The organism is Paenibacillus cellulositrophicus (genome assembly GCF_009363095.1).
Taxonomy (GTDB): Bacteria; Bacillota; Bacilli; order Paenibacillales; family Paenibacillaceae; genus Paenibacillus_AQ; species Paenibacillus_AQ favisporus.
The window spans coordinates 992,063-1,018,275 of the sequence record NZ_CP045295.1; the positions used below are offsets into that span (position 1 = coordinate 992,063).

General features: G+C 54.8%; 23 protein-coding genes. 5 read left to right on the forward strand and 18 right to left on the reverse strand.

The annotated features are described in order from the left end of the window. Positions 1 to 74: 74 nt before the first annotated feature. The 10 genes from GCU45_RS33695 to GCU45_RS04475 all read right to left on the reverse strand — a co-directional run bounded on the left by GCU45_RS33695 (position 75) and on the right by GCU45_RS04475 (position 11,831). Entirely contained in the window at positions 75 to 233 is a 159-nt protein-coding gene (locus tag GCU45_RS33695) for a hypothetical protein (RefSeq protein ID WP_163876363.1), read from the reverse strand. Then, positions 187 to 1,041 carry a DNA-binding protein gene (locus GCU45_RS04435; protein WP_152398212.1) on the reverse strand — a complete coding sequence of 285 codons (855 nt, stop codon included), beginning with the start codon at positions 1,039 to 1,041 and terminating at the stop codon, positions 187 to 189. Before GCU45_RS04435 ends, GCU45_RS33695 begins: the two co-directional genes overlap by 47 nt. A gap of 235 nt (positions 1,042 to 1,276) precedes the next feature. Then, on the reverse strand, positions 1,277 to 2,284 hold the full coding sequence (locus GCU45_RS04440; protein WP_152398213.1) for a zinc-dependent alcohol dehydrogenase family protein: 1,008 nt from the start codon (positions 2,282 to 2,284) through the stop codon (positions 1,277 to 1,279). A gap of 18 nt (positions 2,285 to 2,302) precedes the next feature. After that, entirely contained in the window at positions 2,303 to 4,897 is a 2,595-nt protein-coding gene (locus tag GCU45_RS04445) for a beta-mannosidase (RefSeq protein WP_152398214.1), read from the reverse strand. Positions 4,898 to 5,003: 106 nt separating this feature from the next. After that, the gene (locus tag GCU45_RS04450; protein ID WP_152398215.1) at positions 5,004 to 6,077 is read right to left on the reverse strand and encodes a BtaManbiosPhlase; all 1,074 of its coding nucleotides are present in this window, start codon (positions 6,075 to 6,077) and stop codon (positions 5,004 to 5,006) included. Between the two features lie 27 nt (positions 6,078 to 6,104). Next, complete coding sequence (locus GCU45_RS04455) at positions 6,105 to 7,004, reverse strand: MTP-1 family protein (protein WP_152402781.1); 900 nt, start codon at positions 7,002 to 7,004, stop codon at positions 6,105 to 6,107. An 87-nt stretch (positions 7,005 to 7,091) separates the two neighbouring features. After that, complete coding sequence (locus tag GCU45_RS04460; RefSeq protein WP_244364433.1) at positions 7,092 to 8,771, reverse strand: alpha-glucosidase; 1,680 nt, start codon at positions 8,769 to 8,771, stop codon at positions 7,092 to 7,094. Between the two features lie 30 nt (positions 8,772 to 8,801). Further along, complete coding sequence (locus tag GCU45_RS04465; RefSeq protein WP_076171045.1) at positions 8,802 to 9,641, reverse strand: carbohydrate ABC transporter permease; 840 nt, start codon at positions 9,639 to 9,641, stop codon at positions 8,802 to 8,804. Beyond that, positions 9,628 to 10,503 (reverse strand): carbohydrate ABC transporter permease, encoded by an 876-nt coding sequence (locus tag GCU45_RS04470; RefSeq protein ID WP_076171042.1) that lies wholly within the window; start codon positions 10,501 to 10,503, stop codon positions 9,628 to 9,630. Before GCU45_RS04470 ends, GCU45_RS04465 begins: the two co-directional genes overlap by 14 nt. A 14-nt stretch (positions 10,504 to 10,517) precedes the next feature. Then, positions 10,518 to 11,831 carry an ABC transporter substrate-binding protein gene (locus GCU45_RS04475; protein ID WP_152398216.1) on the reverse strand — a complete coding sequence of 438 codons (1,314 nt, stop codon included), beginning with the start codon at positions 11,829 to 11,831 and terminating at the stop codon, positions 10,518 to 10,520. 320 nt (positions 11,832 to 12,151) lie between these two features. On the opposite strand from GCU45_RS04475, the gene GCU45_RS04480 reads away from it, so the two are divergent. Continuing rightward, the gene (locus GCU45_RS04480; RefSeq protein ID WP_152398217.1) at positions 12,152 to 13,222 is read left to right on the forward strand and encodes a LacI family DNA-binding transcriptional regulator; all 1,071 of its coding nucleotides are present in this window, start codon (positions 12,152 to 12,154) and stop codon (positions 13,220 to 13,222) included. 185 nt (positions 13,223 to 13,407) lie between these two features. Here the strand turns inward: GCU45_RS04480 and GCU45_RS04485 are convergent, their stop codons facing one another. Beyond that, positions 13,408 to 14,247 (reverse strand): helix-turn-helix transcriptional regulator, encoded by an 840-nt coding sequence (locus GCU45_RS04485; RefSeq protein WP_152398218.1) that lies wholly within the window; start codon positions 14,245 to 14,247, stop codon positions 13,408 to 13,410. Between the two features lie 128 nt (positions 14,248 to 14,375). Here GCU45_RS04485 and GCU45_RS04490 point away from each other — a divergent pair, with 128 nt between their 5' ends. Together GCU45_RS04490 and GCU45_RS04495 are read left to right on the forward strand one after the other, a co-directional pair. Then, positions 14,376 to 15,374, forward strand: coding sequence for a Gfo/Idh/MocA family protein (locus GCU45_RS04490; RefSeq protein WP_152398219.1), 999 nt, complete (start codon positions 14,376 to 14,378; stop codon positions 15,372 to 15,374). 41 nt (positions 15,375 to 15,415) lie between these two features. After that, complete coding sequence (locus tag GCU45_RS04495) at positions 15,416 to 16,354, forward strand: aldo/keto reductase (protein WP_145947692.1); 939 nt, start codon at positions 15,416 to 15,418, stop codon at positions 16,352 to 16,354. Between the two features lie 164 nt (positions 16,355 to 16,518). Here GCU45_RS04495 and GCU45_RS04500 read toward each other — a convergent pair whose 3' ends face one another. The 6 genes from GCU45_RS04500 to GCU45_RS04525 are packed head-to-tail and all read right to left on the reverse strand — an operon-like array spanning position 16,519 to position 23,011. Next, positions 16,519 to 17,481, reverse strand: a complete 963-nt coding sequence (locus tag GCU45_RS04500; RefSeq protein ID WP_152398220.1) for a carbon-nitrogen hydrolase family protein — start codon at positions 17,479 to 17,481, stop codon at positions 16,519 to 16,521. Between the two features lie 19 nt (positions 17,482 to 17,500). Beyond that, on the reverse strand, positions 17,501 to 18,493 hold the full coding sequence (locus tag GCU45_RS04505; protein WP_152398221.1) for an ABC transporter ATP-binding protein: 993 nt from the start codon (positions 18,491 to 18,493) through the stop codon (positions 17,501 to 17,503). Positions 18,494 to 18,506: 13 nt separating this feature from the next. Continuing rightward, a complete protein-coding gene (locus tag GCU45_RS04510) occupies positions 18,507 to 19,406 on the reverse strand; it encodes an ABC transporter permease (RefSeq protein ID WP_152398222.1) in 900 nt (299 codons plus the stop codon). Between the two features lie 14 nt (positions 19,407 to 19,420). Then, positions 19,421 to 20,365: an ABC transporter permease gene (locus GCU45_RS04515; protein ID WP_152398223.1), complete on the reverse strand. Its 945-nt coding sequence runs from the start codon at positions 20,363 to 20,365 to the stop codon at positions 19,421 to 19,423. Positions 20,366 to 20,383: 18 nt separating this feature from the next. After that, the gene (locus GCU45_RS04520) at positions 20,384 to 22,003 is read right to left on the reverse strand and encodes an ABC transporter substrate-binding protein (RefSeq protein ID WP_152398224.1); all 1,620 of its coding nucleotides are present in this window, start codon (positions 22,001 to 22,003) and stop codon (positions 20,384 to 20,386) included. 30 nt (positions 22,004 to 22,033) lie between these two features. Next, on the reverse strand, positions 22,034 to 23,011 hold the full coding sequence (locus tag GCU45_RS04525; RefSeq protein WP_152402786.1) for an ABC transporter ATP-binding protein: 978 nt from the start codon (positions 23,009 to 23,011) through the stop codon (positions 22,034 to 22,036). A gap of 375 nt (positions 23,012 to 23,386) precedes the next feature. Between GCU45_RS04525 and GCU45_RS04530 the strand changes: the two genes are divergently transcribed. Then, a complete protein-coding gene (locus GCU45_RS04530) occupies positions 23,387 to 24,781 on the forward strand; it encodes an amidase (RefSeq protein WP_152398225.1) in 1,395 nt (464 codons plus the stop codon). 82 nt (positions 24,782 to 24,863) lie between these two features. Then, positions 24,864 to 25,121: a hypothetical protein gene (locus GCU45_RS04535; RefSeq protein WP_152398226.1), complete on the forward strand. Its 258-nt coding sequence runs from the start codon at positions 24,864 to 24,866 to the stop codon at positions 25,119 to 25,121. Positions 25,122 to 25,226: 105 nt separating this feature from the next. On the opposite strand, the gene GCU45_RS04540 is transcribed toward GCU45_RS04535, so the two are convergent. Further along, positions 25,227 to 26,195, reverse strand: a complete 969-nt coding sequence (locus tag GCU45_RS04540; RefSeq protein WP_167527084.1) for a LysR family transcriptional regulator — start codon at positions 26,193 to 26,195, stop codon at positions 25,227 to 25,229. Between the last annotated feature and the right edge of the window lie 18 nt (positions 26,196 to 26,213).

Genomic DNA, 26,213 nt, shown 5'->3' on the forward strand with positions numbered 1-26,213 from the left:
AACAGCCCAACAAGCTGTCGGGCTGTTCTTCTAAATCGTCTATAAAGTATCTTAACCTCAGCTAGCAAAACCGATTAATAGTTTGCACCGTGGTTCTGGATCGAATAGTTGGCTCCGTGGTTGGCCGTATCATAGTTGGCACCATGGTTCAGCGTCGTAAAGGCGGATGCCGTCAGCAGACTAACACTAAATAGTCCTAATGCTACTACCGTCGAAAACAATACCTTCTTCATCTTCAATCGCTCCTTTGAGAATGTTTTTTTGGATAGACGAGTACGATTCTAGTTGAGACTGTGAAGCATGAGTTCTGAAAGATTCGAATAAGGCGACGCATTTTTTGAAAATTTTGTCATCTTCAAGTTTATCAGATAATGTCAAAGCTTGTAAAGTCCTATCGAGTGCTTCTGCGTGATTTTCTTTTTTAAATCTATAAACCGCCAGCAAATACAAAAAAGAAATATAATAGGAGAGATCTACGGGATTTTGGTCAATCGGAATGAGCTGCGAATCTTCGACGACAAGAATATCCAGGATATGATCGACGTCATAGTTATGTATATTTGCTGCCTCTAAAATCGTGATTAGTCCAGGGAGAGTTTCGGATGGATTTTCCTGTATAAACGCTGAATAATCCTCCAGGCAGTCCAAATTCCCTGAAAGAATGTTAAGCGTAAACATATTGGCTCTTGCGAAAAAACGGAAGTTTTCGACAGCCTGATTGTTGGCAGGAGATCCGTCAGACATGTAGCTTAGATCTTCATAGTTGGCTATGCACTGTTTAGCCTCTTGGTACATTTTCTTCTTTTGGTAGGCAAGCCCCTTCATGAGATGGCTGTACCCGAAATAATAGACGATCGGGCGTTCCGTAACCTGAAGCCGGCGATTCCGTTCCTTTTGTTCGACATACATCTCGTAAGCGGACTCATAAAGTTCGGTAGAAATTTTAATCATGTTATCCCAATTCTCAAAGGAGAAGGCCATTTTCAGCATCGTTACCAGCGTATCTATCTCAATCTTTACGGTCATGGATCTGTCTTCCAATCCGATTTCCTCCTTCGCTAATCTTTATATTATAAGAAGTATATAGTTAAATTAACGGACGGTCAATTATGTTAGTTCGTGAAAAAATGACCAAAAATGCTTGGTCAAAGCTGGTAATCTTTCTTTTTTCAGTCAATAAATCAATTTCAGGCGATAACAATCATAGATTACCCAAAAATGGAAAAATAGACACCGATTCTATCAGTGTCTATTCCGGCTTACCTGCTTTCACCTTTTAGATTTGAACGATGCCCTTGCTGACCCCCAGCTGAGGGTAATTCCGCATCGCATCCGGCAGCTGCTCCAGTGTGAAGCGGTGGCTGATGAGAGGCGCGAGCCGGACCTTGCCGCGGGATACCAGCTGGATCGCATCCGTGTGGGTAAACGGGTTGATGAACGAACCCATGATCCGCAGCTCCTTTGAAAAAATGTCGAAAGGACGAATGGCGGCCTCCGCATCCGGAGCAGCCACGCCAAAAAGCAGCACCTGCCCTCCCTTGCGGGCGGCACGAACGGCCGTCTGTACCGAATCCGTCCGCCCGACGCATTCGATCACGACATCGGCACTGGAAGCCAGCGCGTCCGCGGTATCCGGATCGAGAGGCGATACGACCGCATCCGCCCCCAAGCTGCGCAGCGTCTCATGCTTATAGGATGCCGGTTCGCTGACCGTAATCCGCGAAACGCCGCATTCGCGAACGAGCTGCAGGAAGATCTGCCCGATAAATCCGCCGCCGATGATCAGCACCTGATGCTGCGGCCGGATATCGAGCTTGCGGAACCCGTGCAGCACGCAGCCGAGCGGTTCAAGCAGCGCCGCTTCTTCATAGCTCATCGCGTCGGGGATGATGTAACAATTTTCCGCTGGCACGAGGCAGCATTCGGCCATTCCGCCATCCCGCGTTACGCCGACAGCCTGCAGCCGGTCGCATAGGTGAAGCCTACCGCTGCGGCAGAATTCGCAGCTTCCGCAGTATATATTCGGATCGACCGAAACCCGGTCCCCTTCCTTTAAGCTGCCTACGCCCTGCCCGACCGCCACCACCTCGCCGGACAGTTCATGCCCGAGTACGATTGGCGGATGCACTTCCGCCGAACCCGGATGGCCGTGGTAAATGTGCTGGTCCGTTCCGCAAATGCCGCAGCTGCGCACCCGAATCAGCACCTCGCCTGTGCCTGCCTCCGGGGTCTTCTGTTCCTTAACATCCATTACTTCCTGGTCCACAAGCACTGCCGCTCTCATCGCCAATTCTCCCCTTCCTCATTTCGTAACCGGCTGTCGTCCATTTATCGCGACCGACGCACCGTTTAATGCCGATACCTTCAATGTATTCCACGGAATCTCCTTGCCTTCCTTCTGTCCGACATGGATGACTCGCGTCTGTCCCGGCAGCAGGTCGAAATAATTATCCTCCCAATCCAGCCAGGCTTCGTCCATCTCAAGCCTTACCATTCGGGCGGCATAGTCGGAGGATACCGTTACGCTCCGTTCCTCGGGGTTCACCTGAACGTTCAAGTTAACGGGCTGGAAGCTCATATCTTTATGGTCGCAAAAATAATAAAAATTGTCTTCCCTGCAGCCGTCCATCCAGCGAACAACGCAGACGGCTTCAGCGGCGTCGAGACCTTGAAGCAGGTCGTCCAGCTTCACCACTGCGATGCGCTGTTTCCCGCATGCCTCAATCTCTGCAGCAAACGTCCGGGTATATACCTGACGGCCGTCCATGCCGCAGACAACCAGCTCCGCCGTCTTGGAAACAGTTTCCCGCGTATCGTTCACGCCCCACAGCACGAGTTCCGCATCCCCGGGCGTATACTCTGCCGTCAACAGCAGCGGATGATAAAACTTGCGGGCGTAATGGTAAGCCGCTTTCGGCAGACCGTAATAGTCGATGACGGACCAGCTGGTGCCGGGCCAGCAGTCGTTGAACTGCCAGAACAACGCCCCGCTCGTCTCCGGCTTGTTTCTTCGGTAATGCTCGATACCGTATTTGAGGCCTTCGGCCTGTGTCAGCATGGAAAAATCGATGTATTCCTCCAAGTTGCCCGGAATCCCGGTGTATCCCTCCATCAGCATAACGCCTTTGAGATGATTGATATCCTTGTTGCGGTTCATCATTTCCGCACTGCCAAGCACCAGCTCCGTCTGCGGCACGTTCCGCTGCAGCGTGTACAAATTGGCGGAAGCATGCATGCCGAACTCGCTGGCGAACTTCGTGCGGTCCTCCTTGAATTTCTTGAACGACAACCCTTCCACGCTGTAGTCCTGAAGCTGGGGCTCGCCGAATACTCTCGGCTCGATGTTGCCGTGCCAGACCTGCCAGTTATGCGTGTCCCCTTCCTCACGGGAATTATGGTCGTTCCCTCCGTAAGGTGAGCTCGGCCAGAATGTCCGGGAAGGATCCAGCTGCTCCAGAAGCGCAGGCATCAGTTCATGATTGATTTTCTCGCCGTAAAAAGGATGCGGGATGTCTCCACTCGCATGAAGCGCCTCATACAGCCAGTCATTTTCGTTATTGCCGCACCACAGGGCCAGGCATGTTCGGCTGCGCAGTCGCTTGACGACCTGCTGCACTTCTTCCGCGACGTTATCCATAAAATTGCGGTTATAGTCGGGATACAGGGCACAGGCAAACATAAAGTCCTGCCATACCAAAATTCCCAGGCGGTCACACTCATCATAGAAAATATCCCGCTCGTAAATGCCCCCACCCCAGACCCGGAGCATATTCATGTTCGCTGCCTTCGCCATGTCAATCATGCGGGAATAACGGATATCCGGCACCGCGCCGATAAAGCTGTCGATCGGGATCCAGTTGGCTCCCTTGGCAAAGACACGAACGCCGTTCAGCATAAAAGTGAAGGCAGGTTTTCCATCGGCATCCCGCTGCTTCAGCTCCAGCGTGCGAATCCCCAGCTTCTGGCTGCGCTTGTCCAGGGTAATCCCGTCCGCGTGCACCGAAATCCGCAGCTCATATAAATAGGGCGTGCCGAGATCATGGGTCCACCACAGCTTGGGCTTCGATACGCGAAGTTTCGTTCCACCCGCCAGGCTCATGCCGCCGGCCAATCCGGACAGCCCGCTGCCGGCGGTTCCGCTTATCTCCAACGTTTCTGCAGCCGCCACCTCCCCGCTCTCCCCGTCGAGCAGCTGAACAAGAACACTGTATGTTTTCCGGCGGTTCCATGAAGTCAATTCCACCGAAACATCAACCAGCGCCTCCATCTCGCCAACCTCCGCTGTCCGAGCATAGACATGTTCTATTCTGACAGCATCGTATTTCTCGATCCGGACTTCCTTCCAGATTCCCGCGCACAGGAGCGGTGGCCCCCAATCCCAGCCGAAATGGCTTTGGTTTTTACGGGTCCAGACCCGTTCCTTGCTAAAACCGGACCAGAACGTGGAGACGGCCTTCCCGCCCACTTTCGCATGGACCGGGTCAAACTTGACGGCGATGACATTTTTGCCTGGCTTCAGCTCCCGGCTGACTTCGAACGTATGGCTGATAAACATGTTGTCCGTCGAACCCAGCTCCGCACCGTTCAAATACACGGTCGCAAAGGTGTCCAGCCCTTCGAACACCAGCAGCATTTTGTCGTCCGGCTGAGGTGCCTCGTCCAGTGTAAAAACGGACCGGTACCACCAGATCCGCTCCTCCACCCACCGGCACTTCTGGTCGTTGTGCCCATAGAACGGATCGTCGATCAGCCCGTGGCGCATCAGCGTCGTATGGACGTCGCCCGGCACCTCCGCCGACATCCAAAAATAATCGTCATACAGCGGCGAGGCAATTTCAAGATCCTTCGCCTCCCCTTCCCTGAAATCCCGCAGCTTCCAATGGTCTTTTATGATCATGCTGTTCCCCTCACTTCGCCCTTGCTGCAAGCCGAACCGGCTCGTCCGGGCCTGATGTAATAGAACGCCAAAACAAGGGTTTGTTTTGGCGTTCCGTGTCCCGATCCTAAACTTTGGCTTCGAGGTATTCGAGGCTGTCCAATATTTCCTTCACGCTGAGCTCCGCACAGGCCATGGAGGTGTCCGCAACACCATAGAACATTTTCACCGTGTCACCGTCAATGACGGCGCCGCAGGAAAACACCACATCCCCAAAAAAGCCCTGCTTTTCATATTCTGCCTCAGGCTCCATCACCGGCTTCCCGGAACGGGCGATCACCCGCGTCGGATCGTTCAGATCGAGAAGCACGGCGCCCATGCAGTAGCGGTGATCCGATGTCGCTCCGTGATACAGCTCAAGCCAGCCTTTGTCGGTCTTGAACGGCACGGCGCCGCCGCCGATCCGGCCGCTGTCCCACATCCCGTCCCGGAGGCCGAGCAGATGCTTATGATTGCCCCAATAGAGCAGATTGTCGGATTCTGCGATCCAAATTTCCGGATTTCCGATGCTTTTCATCGTCGGACGATGGAGAGCGTAGTATTTGCCGTTGATCTTTTCCGGGAAAATGAGCACGTCCTTATTGTCCGGACCGAAGATCATGCCGTGATGCCGGGTCGTCACAAAGTCGGTGGTCGACACGAGCGATTCTCCGATCCCTACGGGAGACACGACGGAAAAATAAATATAGTAAGTATCGCCGATCTGCGTGACCCGTGGATCCTCGATGCCGAACGCTTCATGTTCGTTGGACGGATAAATGAACGGCTGATCGTCCACCGTGAAGTGGTGGCCGTCCCTGCTGCGGGCGATTCGGATATAGGAAAGGGACGTCAAATACTCAAACGTGCCGTTTTTGGATTTATTGCGGATCACCCGCGGGTCGGAAAAATCGTACCGGTCATCGTCTTTGCGGAAAGGAATCAGTTCAAGATCACCACGATTCGCATTGAATACAGGGGCGATGACGACGTTCGGATCGCCGCTGACCGGACGCTCCGCCACACGCAGCAGCATCAGCGTTTCCCCTTGATACTCGGCGATGCCGGCATTAAATGCACCGATCACCTCAAAGCCCTCGCGGTGAGGCTTGACGTCGGCAGGGGTGATTAAAGGATTTTCAGGATATCGATAAATGTTCATTCGGATCAAGCTCCTTCATTGTATTAACTAGGATTCGAATCTCGCAAAAGGATCGGCTATGATCAGACGCTGTGCCTCCGCATCGCTTGTTCCTGCATACAGCACCGCCGTCCCGTCGCCCCGGCGCAGGATGCCGCCGCTGAATACGACGTCCTGAAGGTCTTCGCGCTTGGCCGGACCCGGCAGAAAATCAGCCCGCACCGCAATCAGCATCATATCGGAAAACGCAGCCGTCTGCGGATCGAGCACAAAAATCATGGGATAATAATGACGATCGCCTTCGGCGTCGTAACAGGCCGTATGTCCCAGCACGCCGAGAAGGCCGTTGCTTAGCACGTGGATTTCATTCGCCCCTCCCCATTCTTCGGGGATAAACTGGCCTTCCAGGAGCGGGGCTTCCTCAATTGCCTGTACAGTCAAGTCGTCCAGTGATGCGGCCTGGAAATAACCGATCTGGCCGCGCCCGCCTTTATCGCCCTGCGGGCGTGTGAATACACCGATCCCGCCGTCCGGAAGTCCGGTAAGCCGCAGATCCTTCATGCCGTCCGGACCGGTGAAAAACAGCTTTAAATCCGCGATGCGGCGGCCCCGGTAAATTGCCGTGCGCCACATGAGCGTTCCCTCTTTCTCCGGATGCGGGTAAATCTGAACTCCGCCCATGATCAGCTCTCCGCCGATCCGGGTATGAAACGGGTCCTGCAGTTCGAGCACCGGCGCTCCTTCAAGCGGCACCCAGGCACCGTCGTTTTCCACGAAGAACACGACCTGGGAATGCTCACTGTCCCGGGATTCCACCCGGCCCGCGATGACGGTCCGCCCATCATCCTCGAACGGAGCCGTGATGTTATATACATCCCGGTCTCCGACGCCGGCAAAAACCAGCTTCTCCGCCTTGTGATCAGAAGCGGTTTTCTCCCGCCCCGCCATGTACTGTTCCAGCAGCACGCGGCATGTTTTCACTTCCGTTTTGTTCACGTTTAACACGATGATCCCCCTACCTGGTCGAAGTTAAATTCATTGCATGTTATGGTTCGTGTTCGTTGCCCAGACCGCAGCCTCAAAGGGATCAATAACCAATGAATGACAGCGATTCGGATCCACGGACGTTTCTTTGCTGGTCAGCAGTAACCGGTACAAAGCCGCGTCGGCAGCCAAATGGTTCAAATCGCACGGTCGGTTCCCGAAATTAAGCGCAACCCAAATCTCTTCCTCCTCCGATTGACGGCTGTAGTAAATACACTCCCCTTTCCGCTTCAAAAAGGTGTACTTCCCGGTTTGGAGAGCCCTATGCTTACCACGCAGAAGGATGAGGGAGCGGTAGAATTCCAGCAGTGAGTGCTTGCTCCCCCACTGCTTCTGGACGTGAATCTGCTGGGACGACGGGCCTAGCGGTATCCACGATCCGTGTAGTGAAAATCCGCCGTAACGGCTCCCATCCCACTGCATCGGCGTTCTGGAGTGATCCTGGCTTCGAAGGATTGCGGTGGTAAGCGCATCGGCCTCGGGCATCCCCGATTCCTTTGCCATCCGGTATGCGGTCAGCCCCTGAATATCGCGCATTTGCCCGATGTCCGCCGGCACGAAGTCCCGCATGCCGATTTCATCACCGTAATAAATGAAGGGAACGCCTTTGGCGGTCAGCATCAATGCCGCCATCAGCTTGGCGGTGCACAGGTCTAGGGAATCGTCTCCAGAAGAAAAGCGGCTATAATGCCGCGGCATGTCATGGCTGCTGAAGAAAATCGTCGGCACCTGCTCCGGCCTGTGAAGCTCCTCCATCCGAACAAGCTCGGCAAACATCTCATGGACCTTCAGTTCCTTGCGGCTGCCCAGATTAAAATTAAACACCACATCCAGCAGTTCCCCGCCGCTGTATCGGCGCAGCACCTCCATATCCTCGGAACCAACTTCGCCTACCATAAATACATCTTTGTTCTGAGACCGTACGAATTCGCAAATATCGCGGATGGCCTCCACAATGCCCTCCTGATTTTGGTCGAACCGGTGATCCTGTTCGCCATTCGCCGTGACCGGGTTTTCCTTAAACTGCCCGGACACCTTCAGGAAATTAATGACGTCCAGCCGGAAACCGTCAATCCCGCGGCCGAGCCAAAACGACATCACTTCCTTCATGGCCTCCCTGACCTCGGGATTCGCCCAGTTGAGATCTACCTGCTCTTTGGCGAAGGCATGGTAATAATACTGTCCGGTCGCCTCATCCCATTCCCATGCCGTTCCTCCGAAAAAGGACTCCCAATTGTTCGGTGTGCCGCCGTTCACGGCATCCTTCCAGATGTACCAATCCCGCTTTGGACTCGTCCGCGATGACCGGGACTCCATGAACCGGGGATGCTCGGCGGATGTATGATTCAGCACCAGATCCGCGATCACGCGAATGCCGCGGCGGTGAGCTTCCCGGACGAAACGGTCAAAGTCATCCAGCGTCCCAAACACCGGGTCCACCCCGTAATAATCCGAGATGTCATACCCGTTATCTACGCGCGGCGAAGGATAAAACGGGGTCAGCCAGATGCCTCCGATTCCAAGATCCCGCAAGTAATCCAGCTTGGAGGTCAATCCCTGGAAATCGCCGGTGCCATCCCCGTTTCCATCACAAAAGCTCGGCATGTAGATTTCATAAAAAACGCTGCTTTTCCACCAGGGTGTCTCTGCAGCCACCGTCTTCTCCCCCATGGAGATCCGCTCCTTCCTATCGCGCAGCGCTTATTTCAAGCTGACCTGCATGCCCTTCTGGAAGTTTTTGCCGAAAATGATGAACAGGATGATGATCGGCAGGGACAGCAGCACCGATCCCGCGTACAGCGGACCCGGATACGATCCGTACGGACCGAACATCTGCGAAAGCAGGACGTTCAGCGTCAGCATCCCGTCGCTGCGGACCATGATCATATCCCACAGCAGCTCGGTCCAGCGCTCCATCAGCAGGAACAGAAAGACGACGCTGGTGATGGACTTGGACATCGGCATCATGATTTTGTACAAAATTTGAAAATCCCTTGCTCCGTCCAGCTTGGCCGCTTCAATAAATACGGATGGCACCGCCTTGAAGAAGTTCGTGTACATGAAGATCGCCCACAGGCTGACCCCTTTCGGAATGATCAGCGCCCAGTAGGTGTCGTACCAGCCCAGCTTTTGAATAATGAGAAAGCTCGGAATCAGCAGAATGATGGCCGGAAAAAACATATGGAACAAAATGAAGTTGTTGACGGTATCCCTGCCGCGCCATTTCAGCTTCGAAAGGGCATACGCGACCATCACCCCAAACATCATCATGAGGAAGGTCGACAGCAGAGACACGATGATACTGTTTACAAAAGCGCCCAGCCAGGGCCGCGTGATTCCCGTCTCCCCGCCTGTAAACAGCCAGGTGTATGACTTCAGCGTATACGAACTCGGAATCAGCTTCCGATCCACCTGTGTCCAGTCGGCAAACGAATTCAGCACCATGTACAAGTACGGATACACCATCACGAGCAGCAATACTCCTGCGATGATATAGCGGATGGCCAGACTGGACTTGCGGCTGCGTTTAGACCCAACCATTTCGCGCACCCCACTTTTCTAGCAGTTTCCGAATGATAAAGATCGAGATAAAGGTAGCTACCGAGGCGAGCAGCGCCACCGCAGACGCATAACCAGCCTGCAGATTTTTGAACGCCTGGCTGTAAATTTCCATCTGCCACGTATTGGTGGCATTGTTTGGACCTCCGCCTGTCAGCTGGTATACCTCGGTGAAGATGCCGAAGGTGACGCCGAAAGCGAGAATCAGCGTCGTATAGAGCGCAGGGTACAGCAGCGGAAGCGTAATTTTCCAGAAGCGCTGCCGGCCGGTAACTCCGTCAATGGCAGCCGCCTCGTATACTTCGTGATCTATGCTTTCCAGGCCCGACGTCAGAATGAGCGCATAGTACCCGGTAAATTTCCAAGCCATAATCATGCCGACGATCAGAAGTGCCGACCAAGAGGTCCCCAGCCAGTCGATGTTAATGCCGATTTTGCGCAGCGCCGTGTTGACCGGGCTGTTGAAAGACAGCAAACCTTTCACAATCAGCGCCGATACGACGCCGGAAGACAGGTACGGCAGGAAAAAGCCGATGAGAAACAAGCTTTTCAAACGTGGAAGACTGTGCACCAGAACCGAAACGACGAGCGACAGCACGATCACTAGCGGCACAAAGACCATCATGAATTTATATGTCACCCAGAACGCAGCGTGCACGCCGGGCGATTTGAGTGCTTTGGCAAAATTGTCAAAGCCGACAAAGTCATATTCGGGAGCGATCAGGTCCCAGTTTGTAAAAGACAAATAAAAAGACCAAACGAGCGGAATCAGGAAAAACACGAGAGAGTAAATCAGGTAGGGACTGGCGAACAGCCAGCCCAACCGGTTATTGTTTTCTTTCATTTAGAAGACTCCTTTTATTGAAGTTCCCCTTCAATGGCTTTCTTCATGTTCGCCCATCCGGCTGCCGGATCGATCTCCCCGCGGACGACCTTATTCCAGGCTTCTTGTCCAATAAAGGTCTGCAGGTCGTTATATTTCGGATTATCCATCGGCGGCACCGCATTCGGCACATTTTCGGCATAAGGCTTCAGTTCCGGGTTTTTGTCCAAAATCGCCTTGAAGGATTCGTTGGTGGTCAGGTCGTCGCGAGCCGGCGGCAGCTTCGTTTCATCAAACCACTGGGCGTCGTTCTTCGCATCCGAATAGACCCACTTCACAAAATCCATCGCCGCCTGCTGCTGCTCCTTGGTGGCCGACGCATAGATCACAAGCCCCTTCGTATCGGCAAACGTTTTGGAATCTTTCGGGTCTACGCCGTCAGGTACCGGAGGCATGCTCAGCGTGTAATTCTGGTTGTATTTCATGTCCGGGAACTTCTCGGCCCAGTTCGTAAAGGTCCAAGGACCGAGGTCGATAAACAGGCTTGTGCCCGTCTCGAACGGATCCTGTACGTTTTGCGCCAGAATGCCCTTGTCCTTACGGAGATCGTCAATAAACTTCAGCGTTTCGACGCCCGCCTTCTCATCCCCGACAAACTTGTTGCCTTCAATGAATTTGTTGCCGCCGGAAGCCGCGTTATACAGCATGAAGAAGTCAAACCATCTCTTCCATGCCGTCGGATCGGCGAGGTCCGCTTTGGCCCAGAAGTATTTGTCCGGATATTTCGCTTTCAGCTTCTTATTCACTTCAAGCGCTTCGCTGTACGTTTTAGGCGGCTCGTTGTACCCCAGTTCCTTCAGCAAGTCAAGGCGCCAGCCGAACAGCATCGCATTGGAGTAAATCGGAAGCACGTATTGATGTCCGTCGGCGAACTTCCATGGTTCAATCGTATTTTTCATATTACGGGTGGTGACGATATCGTTAAATCCGCTTAGCGTATCAAGCGGTACCAGCGCCTTGCTGTTTGCAAGCTGGGCGGCAAAACCGCGGTTGATGTTTTCCGAAATGGTCGGAGCGCTTCCCCCGGCAATCGCAGCCTGAATGCTGGCCTCGGAGCTTGGAGATTCCTTGATGACGCTGACGTTGATTTTCACTTTGGAATTGGTCTGTTCGTACGCCTTGGCCATCTTCTCCCAGAAGGCTTGCTGCGTCGGATTGGCTGCCGCCCAAAACTCAACGGTCGTCACACCATCCGCCGTCGTTGCGCTTTGCTTTTTGGAACCGCAGGCGGCGAGCATGGAGGATAACACCAACACCAAAGCCAGAAGTCCGAGCATTTTTCTTTTCATCGAATCGTTGACCTCCTCAAAAAATTGTCCCGAAAGATTGAAATCATCATTCCAAAGACTCGAAACATTATTTTGTAACGTTACAAATTAAGATTACTAATTATTTTGTAAGCGTTTGTGTAACCCTATTATTGTGCATTACAAAATCCTTGTCAACACTTTATTAAGGACAGAATAATCTTTTTATATAAAGGCTATTTACTTATACAACTTGTAACGTTACAATTTATCGTAATGTGATTTATTGAAAGGCAGGCTTCTTTTTAAGTTTCTTAGAAAGAACTCCAATTATGCAGGCAAAACAAAAATTGAGGTGTCATATGAAGGATAAAGTAACCATGCAGGATATTGCGGAGCAGCTGAATATATCGAAGAATTCCGTGTCCCAGGCGCTGTCGGGAAAAGACGGGGTCAGCGAAGATACGCGGAAACTGATCCTCGAGACGGCACACCGGATGGGATATGTGTATTCGCAAAGTCGTAAGCGCCGCTCCGGCGAGCTGGAACAGACCGGAAATATTGCGCTGATCGCTTCTGATTTTGCCTTTTCTATGAAAAGTTTCTTCGGTGAAATTTATTTGAGTATCGAACGGGAAACGGTGCGCAGGGGAAAAAATCTTCTGATCCAATCGGTCAGCAAACAGTCGGCTGATAAGCTGGCTCTCCCTTCGTTTCTGCTCAATCAATCCGTGGACGGCATCCTCATTCTGTCTCACATTACAACTGACTATATCAATACCATTACAAACATGGGTAAACCGACGGTCCTCATCGACCATCACCATCCCTCTATCCATGCTGACTGCATTTTAACCAATAACCGGTTTAGTGCTTATGAGGCCGTCCGTCACTTGACAGAGCTGGGACATCGAAAGATCGGCCTGTTGGCCAACACTTCGTTTTCGCCAAGTTATTACGAGCGCTGGGAAGGATACGTACTGGCGATGAACGACTTCGGGCTGGAGATCCACGAGCCATGGGTAATCAAGGATGCCGTAGAAAACACGGATTACATTTTGCAAAAAATAAAAACGCTGCCACAGCTCCCGACAGCTTGGTTCTGCGTCAACGACGGGCTCGGCTTTTACCTGAATTCGGCCCTGCAGCAATCGGGTTACAGCGTGCCGGAGGACGTCTCCGTCGTCAGCTTCGACAACGGCTATTTGTCCCAGGTGTCCACGCCTCAAATTACGACGATGGATGTGGACCTGAAGCTCTACGGACGCAAGGCCGTGGAGCAGCTGTTCTGGCGGATGGATCATCCCGAGCATCCGTATACCGAACTGCTCTTGCCCACCAAACTGCTGAAGCGGGGGTCCAGCGGTCCAGCGCCAAGCGCCGGTATGGAGAAGCTGGATGGTCATGAATCAGCGAACAGAAACGGGAAATAACCGTAAAAAGACAGCGAAAAACTGAAATCAATGCAAAAAAGCCGGTCCCTCTACTTGCGAGGGACCGGCTTTATTACTGTACTTTTTAAAATTGCTAGGAGGAACGGTGGTATTCGGTCAGCTGGCAGGAAGGATCTCAATTATGGAACAAATGTGATCCCCGCGGATTACCGCTGAACGATCCCTTACGCTCCTCCGTATAACCGCCGGTAAGCCGAGGGCGTCATCCCCTCATGCTCCATAAAACGCTTGTTGAAATAGCTCACGCTTGGATAACCCGCGTCCTCTGCGATCTGCCCGATCGTCGCACTCTTTCGCTCGAGCAGCCACTGCTTCGCCATCTGAAGGCGGCAGCGCGTGATGAACTCCATCGGCGTCATCTCGGTTACGCTGCGGAACAGCTTGCAGAAGTAGTAGGTGGATATGCCAAGTCTGCCCGCCCAATCTTCCAGGATGAACGGCTTGACCGCCTCCTGCTGCATGACCGGAAGCAGCTCCAGGATCCGGCTGCCCGAATTGTTCGATTTGACCGGAGACAACGGAGTGGCATGCTCGATAAACTCGGCCAGCAGGGCGTAAGTAAGTGTCGAGAGGCGGACCGGGTGGAGCATCCGGTGATCTTCCGCCTCCTGCAGCAGATTTTCGTGCGCCTGCTCAAACGAAGCCGATTGGCGAATCGTCCATAAGAGGCTGTGATGCAGACCGCGTTCGATCAAATAATCCTGCAGACCGCTCCCGTAGAAGTGAAACCAGCGGATATCCCACGGGTCTTCCTCGCTGCTGTAGTATCGCTGGCGCTGCATGGGAAAATACAGTACGGCCTCTCCCGGCCCCAACTCGTAGACCACATCCTCCACTTCCACGTACCCTCTGCCTGCAGCCACGTAATGAATGTTGAAATTGTTCAAGGCCCCCGCCTCCCGGAATACGCTGTGACCCGGATCGTTCCGGTAAAAGCCGACCGATTCGGGAAAACAGAAAAACGGCATCGACGGAAGGGTCAGCAAATGGCTTTGCCGCTTCACCTGTCCTCACCCCAAATGACAATATTGTTATAATGCATTGCAAAATCGTATTATATTAATTTTAAATACAATCTTTTATAATCGCAATATAATCATAAATAAGCTTCTTGAGGAGATGATACACGAACATGAGCCAGAAATTGAAATGGGGCGTACTGGGCTGCGCGGGCATCGCCAAGCGCTCGGTCATTCCCGGGGTGCAGCAGTCCGAGCTGAATGAAGTCGCCGCCATCGCCAGCCGGAACGAGGAGAAAGCAAAGCAGACGGCGGCGGACCTGAATATTCCGGTCGCTTATGGAAGCTACGAGGCGCTGCTTGAGGATCCGTCCATCGACGTCGTATACATTCCTTTGCCGAATCATCTTCATAAAGAATGGACAATCCGTGCGGCGGAAGCCGGCAAGCATATCCTGTGCGAGAAGCCGCTGGCCCTGACCGAAAGCGAAGCAGCCGAAATGGCTGAAGCCGCCGCCAAAGCGGGCGTGTACTTGTCCGAAGCCTTCATGTACCGTTACCACCCCCGTTACGACAAGATCAAGCAGATTATCGACTCGGGCCAAATCGGCGAAGTCCGCGGCATCCGCAGCGCCTTTACTTTTAACAACGCCGGCGATAAAACGAACGTCCGCTACCGCAAGGATTGGGGCGGCGGCTCGATCTACGACGTCGGTTGCTATCCAATCAACGCGGCTCGGCTGCTGCTCGGCAAGGAACCGATCGCCGTCACGGTGAACGCCTTCTTCTCGCCGGAGCATGACGATGTCGATATGATGGCCTCCGGCCTCATCGAATTTGACGGCTCCGTTGCACTGACCTTCGACTGCGCCATGTGGGCCGCGTCGCGCAATCCGCTGGAAATCCTCGGCACGGACGGCATCATCGAGGTGCCTTCAGCCTACGTTACACCGACGCCGGGCAGCGGCAACTTCTACTTGACCGTACGCGGGGAGCGGAGCGAAATCGAGGTTCCTCATGTAAACGCATACAGCCTGCAGGCCGATCAGCTCGCCCGGGCCATTATTAACAAGACGCCGCTGCAGTTCCAGCCCGATGATGCGATTCACAACATGAAAGTGATTGACGCCTGCTTGCTGTCTGCACGCGAGCATACCCGGGTCGCGCTGTAACGAGCCATAAAAAACCACAATAGCTTAGGAGGGTATCATCCATGGAATACATTTCGGTCAAAGGTCTGGATAAAAAGGTTTCCCGTTTGATGAAAGGCACGGACTACTTTTACCACAATTCGTACGATAAAGCCGCGGCTAATATGGACGCGTATCTGGCCATCGGCGGCAATTCCGTCGACTCCGCCCACATCTACTGCGGCGGCGAAAGCGAAGAAGTGCTGGGCCGTTACATGAAGGAGCGCGGCAACCGGGATCAGATCGTCATCCTGACCAAGGGCGCTCATCACGACCAGAACGGTCCGCGCGTCAACAAGGAAGCAATCCGGCACGATATTACGACCAGCCTGAAGCGGCTGCAGACCGATTTTATCGATCTGTACGCGCTGCACCGGGACGATCCGAACGTACCTGCCGGCGAAGTGATCGAAATTTTGAACGAATATGTCAAGTCAGGTACCGTCGGCGCCATCGGCTGTTCCAACTGGACGTGGCAGCGGATCAAGGAAGCCAACGATTACGCGGCCGAGAAAGGCTTGACCGGCTTTACCTTCAGCAGCCCGAACCTCAGCCTTGCCAAGCCGAACGAGCCGTTCTGGAAAGGCTGCGTCTCGGCCGATGCCGAAACCTGCGCCTGGCATGAAGCCGAGCAGTTTCCGCTCTTCTCCTGGTCTTCCCAGGCAAGAGGCTTCTTTACCGGCCGGTTTACGCCGGAAGTCCGCGACAACGCTGACCTGGTCCGCGTGTTCTACAGCGACGCCAACTGGGAGCGCCTGGAGCGTGCGAAGCAGCTCGGCGAGGAGCGCGGCGTGACCGCCATCCAAATCGCCCTCGCTTACGTGCTGAACCAGCCGTTCCCGACCTGCGCCCTGATTGGCGCCCAGTCGGCAGAAGAGCTGCGTTCCTGCGACGAGGGCTCCCGGATTCAGCTGAGCCGCGCGGAGCTTGACTGGCTGGACCTGACTTCGGACGAACGCTAAGCTATACAGCAGCGGTAAGCTATACAGCAGCGGTAAGCTGGGCTGCATTCCCTGACCTCTAGTCGTTCCGACGCCGAGCATGTCAAGCATAACAACAAGCCGCCTTCTCCCTAGTCTAACAGACCAGGCAGAGGGCGGCTTTTGTTCGTTATCGGCAGACGAGTTTACACGATGACGGCGGCCGGCGGCTTAGGGAGCAGCTTATTTTCCGAGCTGCCGGCCCACTTGCCGTTCCGGGTTATGCCGCTCAGCATGTGCAGGTATATGTCAGGCCTCCAGTCCGGCACACCGGTCAGCGGATTGTATTCAAACAACGGGAGCCGGCCTCCCGCCTGGCTCAAATCGAGGGTCGCCAGGACGACCGCCTCCTTGTCCTCGACCGGCGCCCCCTTGTATTCCGAGCCGATGTGGCTTGCAGGACCGACGATCATGCTGCCACCGGGAAAATACGAATCGTAATCCTGGCCGACAAGGTTCGAGCTGACGATAAACGTGCCGTTCTCCAGCGATCTCGATTTGAGCGTCGTGTAATACAGGTCCTGCCATCCTTCCACATTGTGGATCGCCGTCGGATTCAAATATATCCGCGAACCAAGCGCGGTATAATGCCGGACCAGTTCAGGGAAGCAGTAGGAATCATAACAGATGCCGACCCCCACCGGTCCCCATGGCGTGTCGAACATGAGCGGCTCGCTGCCCTTTGTCGCCCATAGTGACTCCTTGGCTGCCGGATGGATTTTGCGGTAGGCGCCGATTACGCCTTCCGGACCGATCACGGCCGCGGAATTGTAGATGATATCCGGGTCCGCCGCATCCCGCTCCGGCATCCCAAGCACGACATACACACCGTATTCCTTGGACAGCTCAGCAAGGGCCAGCGTCGATTCGCCTGGCACCGTTTCGGCATTCTGCCTCTGCATTTCAGGGTCGTCATCCTTGACACCGTAGCCGGTTAGCGCGGTTTCCGGGAACAATATCAAATCCGCGCCCTGCTTCGCCGCCGTCCGCACATAGCCTTTTATGCGCTTCAAATTATCCGCCTTATCCCCCCATTTGGAATGAAAATTTATCGCAGCTACCGTAACGATATCCTGAACCTCGCTAGAGCCGAACTTTGGATTTGTCATCGTATATTCACACACCCTTCTACAAATTTTGAACGGCCGCCATTCCTTCGTGTACCAGCAAGCACGCCGTGTGATGACCCTCACCTACCTCAACGAGAGCCGGCACATTCTGTGCGCAGCGCGCTTCAGCGAACATGCACCGCGTCCGGAAGCGGCAGCCGGACGGCGGATTCAGCGGACTCGGGAGGTCACCCTTCAGCAGCTCGGTTTCCGGCGCTTTGCGAACGGCCAGGTCCACCGAGGGCACCGACTTAAGAAGCGCCTGCGTGTAAGGATTCCGTGGATTCGCGAAAACTTCTTCCTTCGGCCCCTTCTCCACGACGCCGCCCAAATACATCACCATGACATCGTCGCTCATATATTCCACCACGTGCAGATCGTGGGAAATAAAGATCAGCGACAGGTCGAACTCCTTTTTCAGATCTTGAAACAGGTTCAGCACCTGGGCCTGCACCGATTTGTCCAGCGCCGACACCGCCTCGTCGGCAATGACGATGTCCGGTTCGAGCACAAGCGCCCTGGCAATGGCCACGCGCTGCCTCTGCCCGCCGCTTAAATGATGCGGATACTTCGCGGCATAGGATTTGGGCAAGCCTACCGCATCCAAATAACGGTATGCCTGCGTACTGGCGGCAGCCCGCCCGGTTCCATTGGCCCACAGCGGGAACGCCACATTGTCCAGAATGGTCAGCTTCGGATTCAGCGAAGAATAAGGATTTTGAAACACCATTTGAATCCGTTTCCTCATTTTCTTCAAATCGGAACCGCCGAGTTTCAGCAAATCCTCGTTCTTGTATCGGACCTGCCCTTGGTCAGGCTCAATCAGTCTCATGATCAGCCGGGCCAAAGTAGACTTGCCGCATCCGGACTCGCCGACGATGCCGAGCGTACCCTTGGATTTCAGCGTGAAGGATACCCCGTTGACAGCGGACACCCCTCCCTTGCTCTGTCCGAACATCCCCCGCAGAGAAAAGGTCTTGCTGACATCGGTCACTTCAAGGATGTGCTCCATCTGTTATCCCTCCTTAACCTTTGCTGTCCAGTACATCCGACAAGGCGTCGGATACGATATTGAGCGCAAGCGATGTGACGAATATAAAGATGCCCGGGACGATCGTAACGATGGGGTCAATAAATATGACTTGTTTCAAATTGTTCAGCATAAATCCCCACTCCGGCGTCGGCGGCGATACGCCGAGTCCCAGAAAGCTCAGACCGGACGCGAGCATGAGGCAGATGCCGATCTGGGTCGTGCTGTAGACAAACAGTCGAGAAAAAATGTTGTTTACGACATGAAAACGGATGATGAGCCCCGTTCCGGCCCCGCTGGACAGCGCGGCTTCGATATACTCCTCCTTCTTCACCTCCTTCACGGCCGTTTCGGCAATGCGGGCAATCGGCGGAATGAAGACGATCGTCGCCGAGATCATGATGTTGCTGATGCCTGGACCGAGCGAAGCGGAGATGCCGATGGCCAGCAGAATCGCCGGGAATGAGAACAAAATATCCAGCGTGCGCATGATGAGCGTGTTGATGATACCTTTAAAATATCCGGCGATGATTCCAAGCCCGCCTCCTAGGATAACGGCGATGATGACCGGGACGATGCCTGACAGCAGGCTCAGCCGCCCCCCGTACAAGATCCGGGTGAGCAAATCCCGGCCTTGTTCATCCGTGCCAAGAAGATGTCCCGCCGACCCGACAGGAAGAAGCCTCTCTTTGACGTTACCCGCGTAAGGATCATACGGGGACAGCCACGGGGCGGCGATGCAGGCGAGGACGATCGCAGCGAGAATGACCAGCGCGACCAGCGCAGCTCTCCGCCTGCAGAACGCCCGCCATCGTTCGGCAGCCTGCGAGGGCTGTTTTGGCAAACTTGCGGCCGAAGCCGCATCGGGAACAATGGATTGAACATTGGTAGCCATGCTGCCCACTCCTTTCAAGAATGCCTTACTCTTGGATCAAGAACCGCATGCAGCGAGTCGACTGCCAGATTGATGAGAACAAAAGCGACAGCTACCACAAGAACGCCCGATTGGACGATGGGAAAGTCCCGCTGCCCGATCGCCTGGTAGATCAACTGGCCGATGCCGGGCCAGGCAAAGACCGTTTCCACCAGGACGGAGCCGCCGATCAAATAGCCGAATTGGAGCCCGGCCACCGTCAAAATGGTCGGCATGCCGTTCTTGAGCACATGGCGCAGCACTTTGCCTGCCGGCGCACCTTTGGCCTGCAACGCGAACACGAAATCCTGCTGGAGCAAACCCGCGATCGTACTGCGCACCATCCGGGTCATAACGCCAAGCGTCGTCAGGGAAGCCGCAATCGTCGGGAGGATCAGGTGTCTGAAGGTATCCAGCAGCCCTCCACCCCCGATACTCTGCATCCCGGAGGAAGGGAGCCAGCCGAGACTGACGGAGAATATCCCGATCAGAATCAGCGCGGCCCAGAAATTCGGCATGCCGATTCCCGCGAGTCCCAGCACGTTGAACAGGGAAGCCGCCCACGATTTGGGACGGTATGCGCTGTAAACGCCGATGGCCAGGCCGAGGCCGAACGATACGGCGGCGGAAGCCGCCGCCAGCAGCAGCGTATTTCCTACAGCCGGGAGCAGCAGTTCGCTGACCGGCAGCCGCTTGATGATAGATGTCCCCATATCCCCTTGAAACATATGGACGAGCCAATAGATGAACTGCACATAAATCGGCTTGTCGAGCCCAAGCTCGCGTGTTACCCGCATCCGCTCTTCCTCGGTCGCATCCGCAGGAACGATCGTGTTGACGGGATCGCCGGGGACCATTTGGAGCATCAGAAACACGATGACGGATACGCCAAACAGCGTGGGGATGAACAGAAGCAGACGTTTACTGATAAAAGCAACCATGCGCGTATACCCCCTTTTTTACTCGATGGAAATGCCCGTTAGATCCGCAAACCAGGACTGAGGCTGAACAAAGCCGTGAATATCCGGAGCAAGCACCCTCAAGTTCAGGTCATGCACGACGAAGATCCAAGGGGCGTCCTCCGCAATGATCGCCGAGGCCTGCTTCAGCAGCGCATCCCGCTTACCGGCGTCGAAGCTGGTCTGCGCCTCGTTCAATATCCGATCCAGCTCCGGATTAGAGTATCCGCCGATATTCAAGCCTTTCGGAAACAGAGCCGCCGACGAGAAGAAGTTCGGGAAGGAGTTCGGGGCGATGGTCGGCAGGGAAATATTTATTGCGCCCACTTCCTTGTCTTTGGGGAACCCTTGAAGATACTGGGTCAGCAGCGACTGCCACTCGATAGATTCGATTTTCACATCGATCCCCACAGCCTTCAGGTCCTTCTGAACGTATTCGTTCATCTGCACCGGCCACATGTTGCCGGATCCGCTTGTCGGGACCAGGAAGGTGGTTGAGAAGCCATTGGGATAACCCGCTTCCGCCAGCAGCTTCTTGGCTTTGTCCGGGTCGTAGGCATACGGCTCCGCATCGGAACTGTACCATGCATGCCCTTTGTACATCAGCTGCGTCGCCGGGATGGAGGCGCCGCCCAGCAAGTCGGCGCTCATGCCCTCTCGGTCGATGGCGTAATTCGCCGCCTGCCGCACCTTTTTGTCTTTCCACGGGCCATCTGCCGTGTTCAAGACATACGGCCAAATGTGCGGGTACGTATTGGTCAGCACCTGGAATCCCATGCTTTTCAGCTGCTCAATCGATTCGGTTGGCGGAATCTCGGCCCAGTTGACCTCCCCGGACTGAATTGCCGCGAGCCGGGCGGAAGGATCGCTGATCGGCCGGAGCACCACCCGATCCAGTTTCGGGACCGTGCCCCAGTACTTGTCGTTCTTATCCATAACCAATTCCTGCCCCTGCTTCATACTCACGAATTTGAAGGGCCCTGTTCCGGTGGGATGATTCGCATAATCCCCGCCGTACTTCTTGACCGCTTCCGGGCTTGGTATCAGGATGCTGGCCAAGTCGTACAGCAGAAAACTGTATGGTCCGTTGGTATAGATTCGAACCGTGTTTTCGTCAGCCTTGGCGTACTTCGCGATAAAACGAAGCGAGCTGCCAGTGGAACCGGCAGTTTTTGCATCGTAATACGGGGAATCCGGCTTCAGCAGACGATCGAGGGCAAAGATGACGGAATCCGCATTAAACGGCGTTCCGTCATGGAACTTAACCCCTTGGCGCAGATGAAAGGTCCACTCGGTCGGATCGCTGTTCGAATGTTCCCACGATTCGGCCAGGCCGCCCGCGAGTTCAGCCGGCTTGTCGCCCTGCGTCAAATCCCATTTCACCAACCCGTCGTACAGCTGGTAGCCGACAAAGCGCATCCCTTCGTAGCCTTCGGTCGGCATCGTGTCCGGTACCGGGATGTTCGCGGCGGACATGGCAATCACCAAGGTCCCTTTCGCCGCCGAGCCTTCGGCGGCCGCTCCGCCTCTGCCGCACCCGCTAAGAACCATTGAGAGGCACAGGATAAGCAGCAGTAGAGTGATGGCGTACGTTTTCTTCAAGCTTGAGTATGGTTTCATCTCCGGCACCTCCACAGGGTTCCATTATTTTTATTGGGCGTATCTTTCCCGGCCGGCAAGCTGGAAGCAGGCCGCCTGCTGCGATCGTCCCGCGCTTACGTAATCCGGGACACTCTCCGTGCACCGGCTCTCGGCATAAGGACAGCGCTGTGCAAAAGCGCATCCCGGCGGCATTTCCGTAATCAGCGGCGGCTGTCCGGGGATGGTGGACAGCCTTCCCGTTTGCTTGCTCTGAGGCGTCGCCGCAATCAGCCCGGCCGTGTAGGGATGCATCGGTCTGGTCAGAACCTCCTCCGCCGATCCATACTCGACGATTTTGCCGGCATACATGACGGCGACCTCGTCGGCCATTTCGGCGGCCACGCCGATATCATGGGTGACCAGCACGATCGACATCCCGAACTCGGCCTGAAGCTCCTTGAACAGCCGGAGGATTTGCGCCTGAATGGTAACGTCCAGGGCAGTGGTCGGTTCATCGGCGAGAAGCAGATCGGGACGGCAGCCGAGCGCCATCGCAATGACCGCCCTCTGCCGCATGCCGCCGCTCATCTCGTGCGGGTAGGCATGCACCCTTTCCTCCGGCGAAGGAATGCCGACTTTACGGAACAGCTCGATGACCCTATCCTTCGCTTCCCTTCTCCCCACCTTATGGTGCGCCCTGATCGTTTCCTTCAGCTGGTCGCCGACCCGGTACAGCGGGTCGAGCGCCGAGAGGGCGTCCTGGAATATCATCGCCACCCGGTTCCCGCGGATCGCCACCATTTCTTTCGGCGATTTGCCCAGCAAGTCTTCTCCTTCGAGCCGGACGCTGCCGGCAACATTCGAACCGCGCTGCGTCAGCCGCAGAATGGAACGGAGCATGACGCTCTTCCCCGAACCCGATTCCCCGAGAATAACCGTCGTCTTGCCTTTTTTGACCCGCAGGGTGACTCCTCTGACGGCATCCACCATCCCTTTCTTAGTCGAAAATGAGGTGACAAGGCTGTCGATTTCCAAAAGATTTGACATCATATTCCCTCCTTCGCAGCTTCTGAAAAATGGATCTCCCCGGCCTTTAATCAATCGGTTTTTTGCAGCATGCCAGGAATGCTGTTTGTGTGATAAATACTAACATAAATTCTACAATGTTAGGATATCGAAACATTCTATACCTTGTTTCAACCCCTTTTCGGTGAAAATATGTTATGTTTCTTAACAATTACCTCCCTATATACAAAAAACGATTGGATTTTTGCATTCGAGGACCATTATTCTTCCATAGAAATGACACGGGTTGAAGGTAAATCAACTATGGGTGGATATCCTTAAATAATCCATTTGTTCAAGTCATTCGAGAGGTAGAGCACTCATCCACAATCTTTTTTAGCAAAGGAGATGTTATCTATGACCACCCTGCATCAGGAGCTGCTGTATGATACGATCGCCGGCTTATCGGAACGGATCCGCAGCCGCCGCATTTCACCCGTCGAAATTACGCAGATGCTTCTCGAACGGATTGAAACGCTCAATCCCCGGCTGAATGCGTACGTAACGGTTACGGCCGATCTCGCGCTCGCTCAGGCCAAAGCGGCCGAAGTTGAAATCATGAAAGGAGAGTACAGAGGTCCGCTTCACGGAATTCCTATCGCCCACAAAGATATTTACAATACCCAGGGAATCCGGACGGCTGTCGGCTCCAAAATCCTCGAAACATTCGTGCCGGATACGGATGCCACCGTCGTCCGTAAGCTGGCAGAAGCAGGCGCGGTCCTGCTCGGCAAAGTGCAGACCCATGAGTTTGCCGCCGGGACGCTGACGAACAGCCCTCATTTCGGTCCCTGCCGCAATCCGTGGAACCTGGAGAAATCCCCGGGCGGCTCAAGCGGTGGCTCGGGATCGGCCGTCTCGGCAGGACTTGCCTACATGGGCACAGGCACGGACACCGGCGGCTCAGTCCGCATTCCCGCAGCAGCCTGCGGCATCGTCGGCTTGAAGCCGACATACGGCAGGGTCAGCCGCCATGGCATTTTTCCGCTGTCGTGGTCACTGGACCACGCCGGCCCGCTGACCCGCTCGACCCAAGACGCCGCCATCTGCCTTCAGGCTATGGCGGGGTATGACCCGCTTGACGATACGTCGGCCGACGTATCGGTCCCGGATTTCACCGGCATGCTGCGCGGCGATCTGCACGGCATCACGATCGGGATTCCCTCGTCCTTTTACTACGACGGCATTGATCCGGAGGTGGAGGCCGCCCTTCAGGCGGCCATGGAGCAGTTCAAGCTGCTCGGCGCGAATGTCATTGAAGTGGATATCCCGCTCCTCAGCCATGTCGGCGCGATCGGCAACGGCATTTGTATGGGCGAAGTCGCCTCCATTCACGAGAAGTGGTACCGGGAACAGCCGGAGCAGTACGGACCGGATGTCCGGGGAATGATCGAAGGCGCCCGCCTGATCCCGGCCGTCCATTATTTGCAGGCACAGCGGGCGCGCCGGCTGCTGCAGCAGGAGTATATGCAGGCGCTGTCTGCAGCTGACGTCCTGCTTACCCCGACCCTCCCGGCAACTGCGCCCGGCATCCACGACGTCGAAATCAGCATGCGCTTCGCTGAACTGACCATGCCGACGAACGTAACCGGCCTGCCGAGCCTCGCCATGCCCTGCGGCTTCTCGGCTGCAGGGATGCCGATCAGCATGCAGCTCATCGGCAAACCGTTTGCCGAAGCGGAGCTCCTCGGCATCGGCCATGCGTATGAACAGAGCACGGACTGGCATTTTCATCATCCGGGGCTGGACTAGTCGAAAAACCGGTTTCTGCACATCACCTGATCAGTGGACAGCCGAATCAGCCCGCTACATACCATACCAGAGGAGGAATACTATGGATAACGAATACAAGCTAACCGCCACCACCCGGAAAGAAAGGGATGCTGAAGAAATCACCGCCGAGGTTCTGCAGGCAGCGATCATCGGCATCCCGATGGCCAAAGAGCGTATAGAAGCGGCAGCGTCTGCCGCCATTCCGCTCCTTTCGCTTCTGGGCACTTTGTATGACATCGATGTCGAGGGCATCGAGCCCGTCATCCAGCCGATGTTCAGAAACGGTATGACAACTGTACCCGCTGCACCTGTATCATGATGAATCCGTGCTTGATCGACTTCTTCGTTTGAATCCGCACAAGCAAAAAAGCACCCTCCCGGCTCATTTCATCCAGGAGGGTGCTCCTATTTTGTATTTGTCTCCTTATCCATTCAAACCGCCGGAAGCGGCGGTGTGCCCTGCGCCCGGCTTGTATCTGGCAAGCAGCCTGCGCTGCAATTCGCCGATCGGCACGTCGAGCTGGACGGTTTCCGAGTATGCCATGTATACCGGCAGAGCCGGCAGCATGGAACCAAAAGGGATCATTCGGATGGGATAGGCCTCCAGGTACAACTCAGGGACGTAGCATTTGGGCACGAACGTGTATCCCTGGCCGTTGGCCACGACCCCCAGCATCATATCGCTGCTGTCCACGATTTGGAACTTGTCGGGCGTGGACCCAAACAGTCTGGACAGCACCTCCCATACATTCACATAGGTGGCAATCGGATTTTCGAACAGCACGAACATGTCATGCTTGAGCACGTCGATAAGGTCATCATCCTTGCAGATCACGCCCTGGTAGGCTTCTTCCGAACACAGCAGTACCCATTCGTCGTCCAGAAGATGCACCGGCTGCAAATGGCGGCATTCCTTCACATCATAAAACAGCCCGATATCGATGACCCCGTACTCGATCAGATCAATGAGCAGCATGGACGAACGGGAAACATACTTACACTTCAGATCGGGGCGAATGCGCTGCAATTCGGCAACCAGAGGGTACACGAACCTGCCGGACAGTCCGGTGTCGACGCCGATCACTATCCGGTCCATGCGGGTCACTTCGGCAAGGGAACGATCGAACTTCAGCAGATCTGCTTTGTTCAGCATCGCAGAGGCATTGTTGAACTGGCTTACCATTTGGATCGCATAATACAGAAAATAATGCCCTTCCTGCGTCAGCTTCACTCCGTCCCACCCCCGGTCCAGCAGCTTGACTCCCATCCCCTCCTCCAGCTTGCGTATTCTCGCGCTAAGCGTAGGCTGGGTGACATGCAGCGTCTGGGCAGCCTTGGAAATGCTCTTCTCCTTGGCGATCGTTGCAAATGAATGCAGACCTTCCAGATCCATTCCATCCCCACCTTCCAT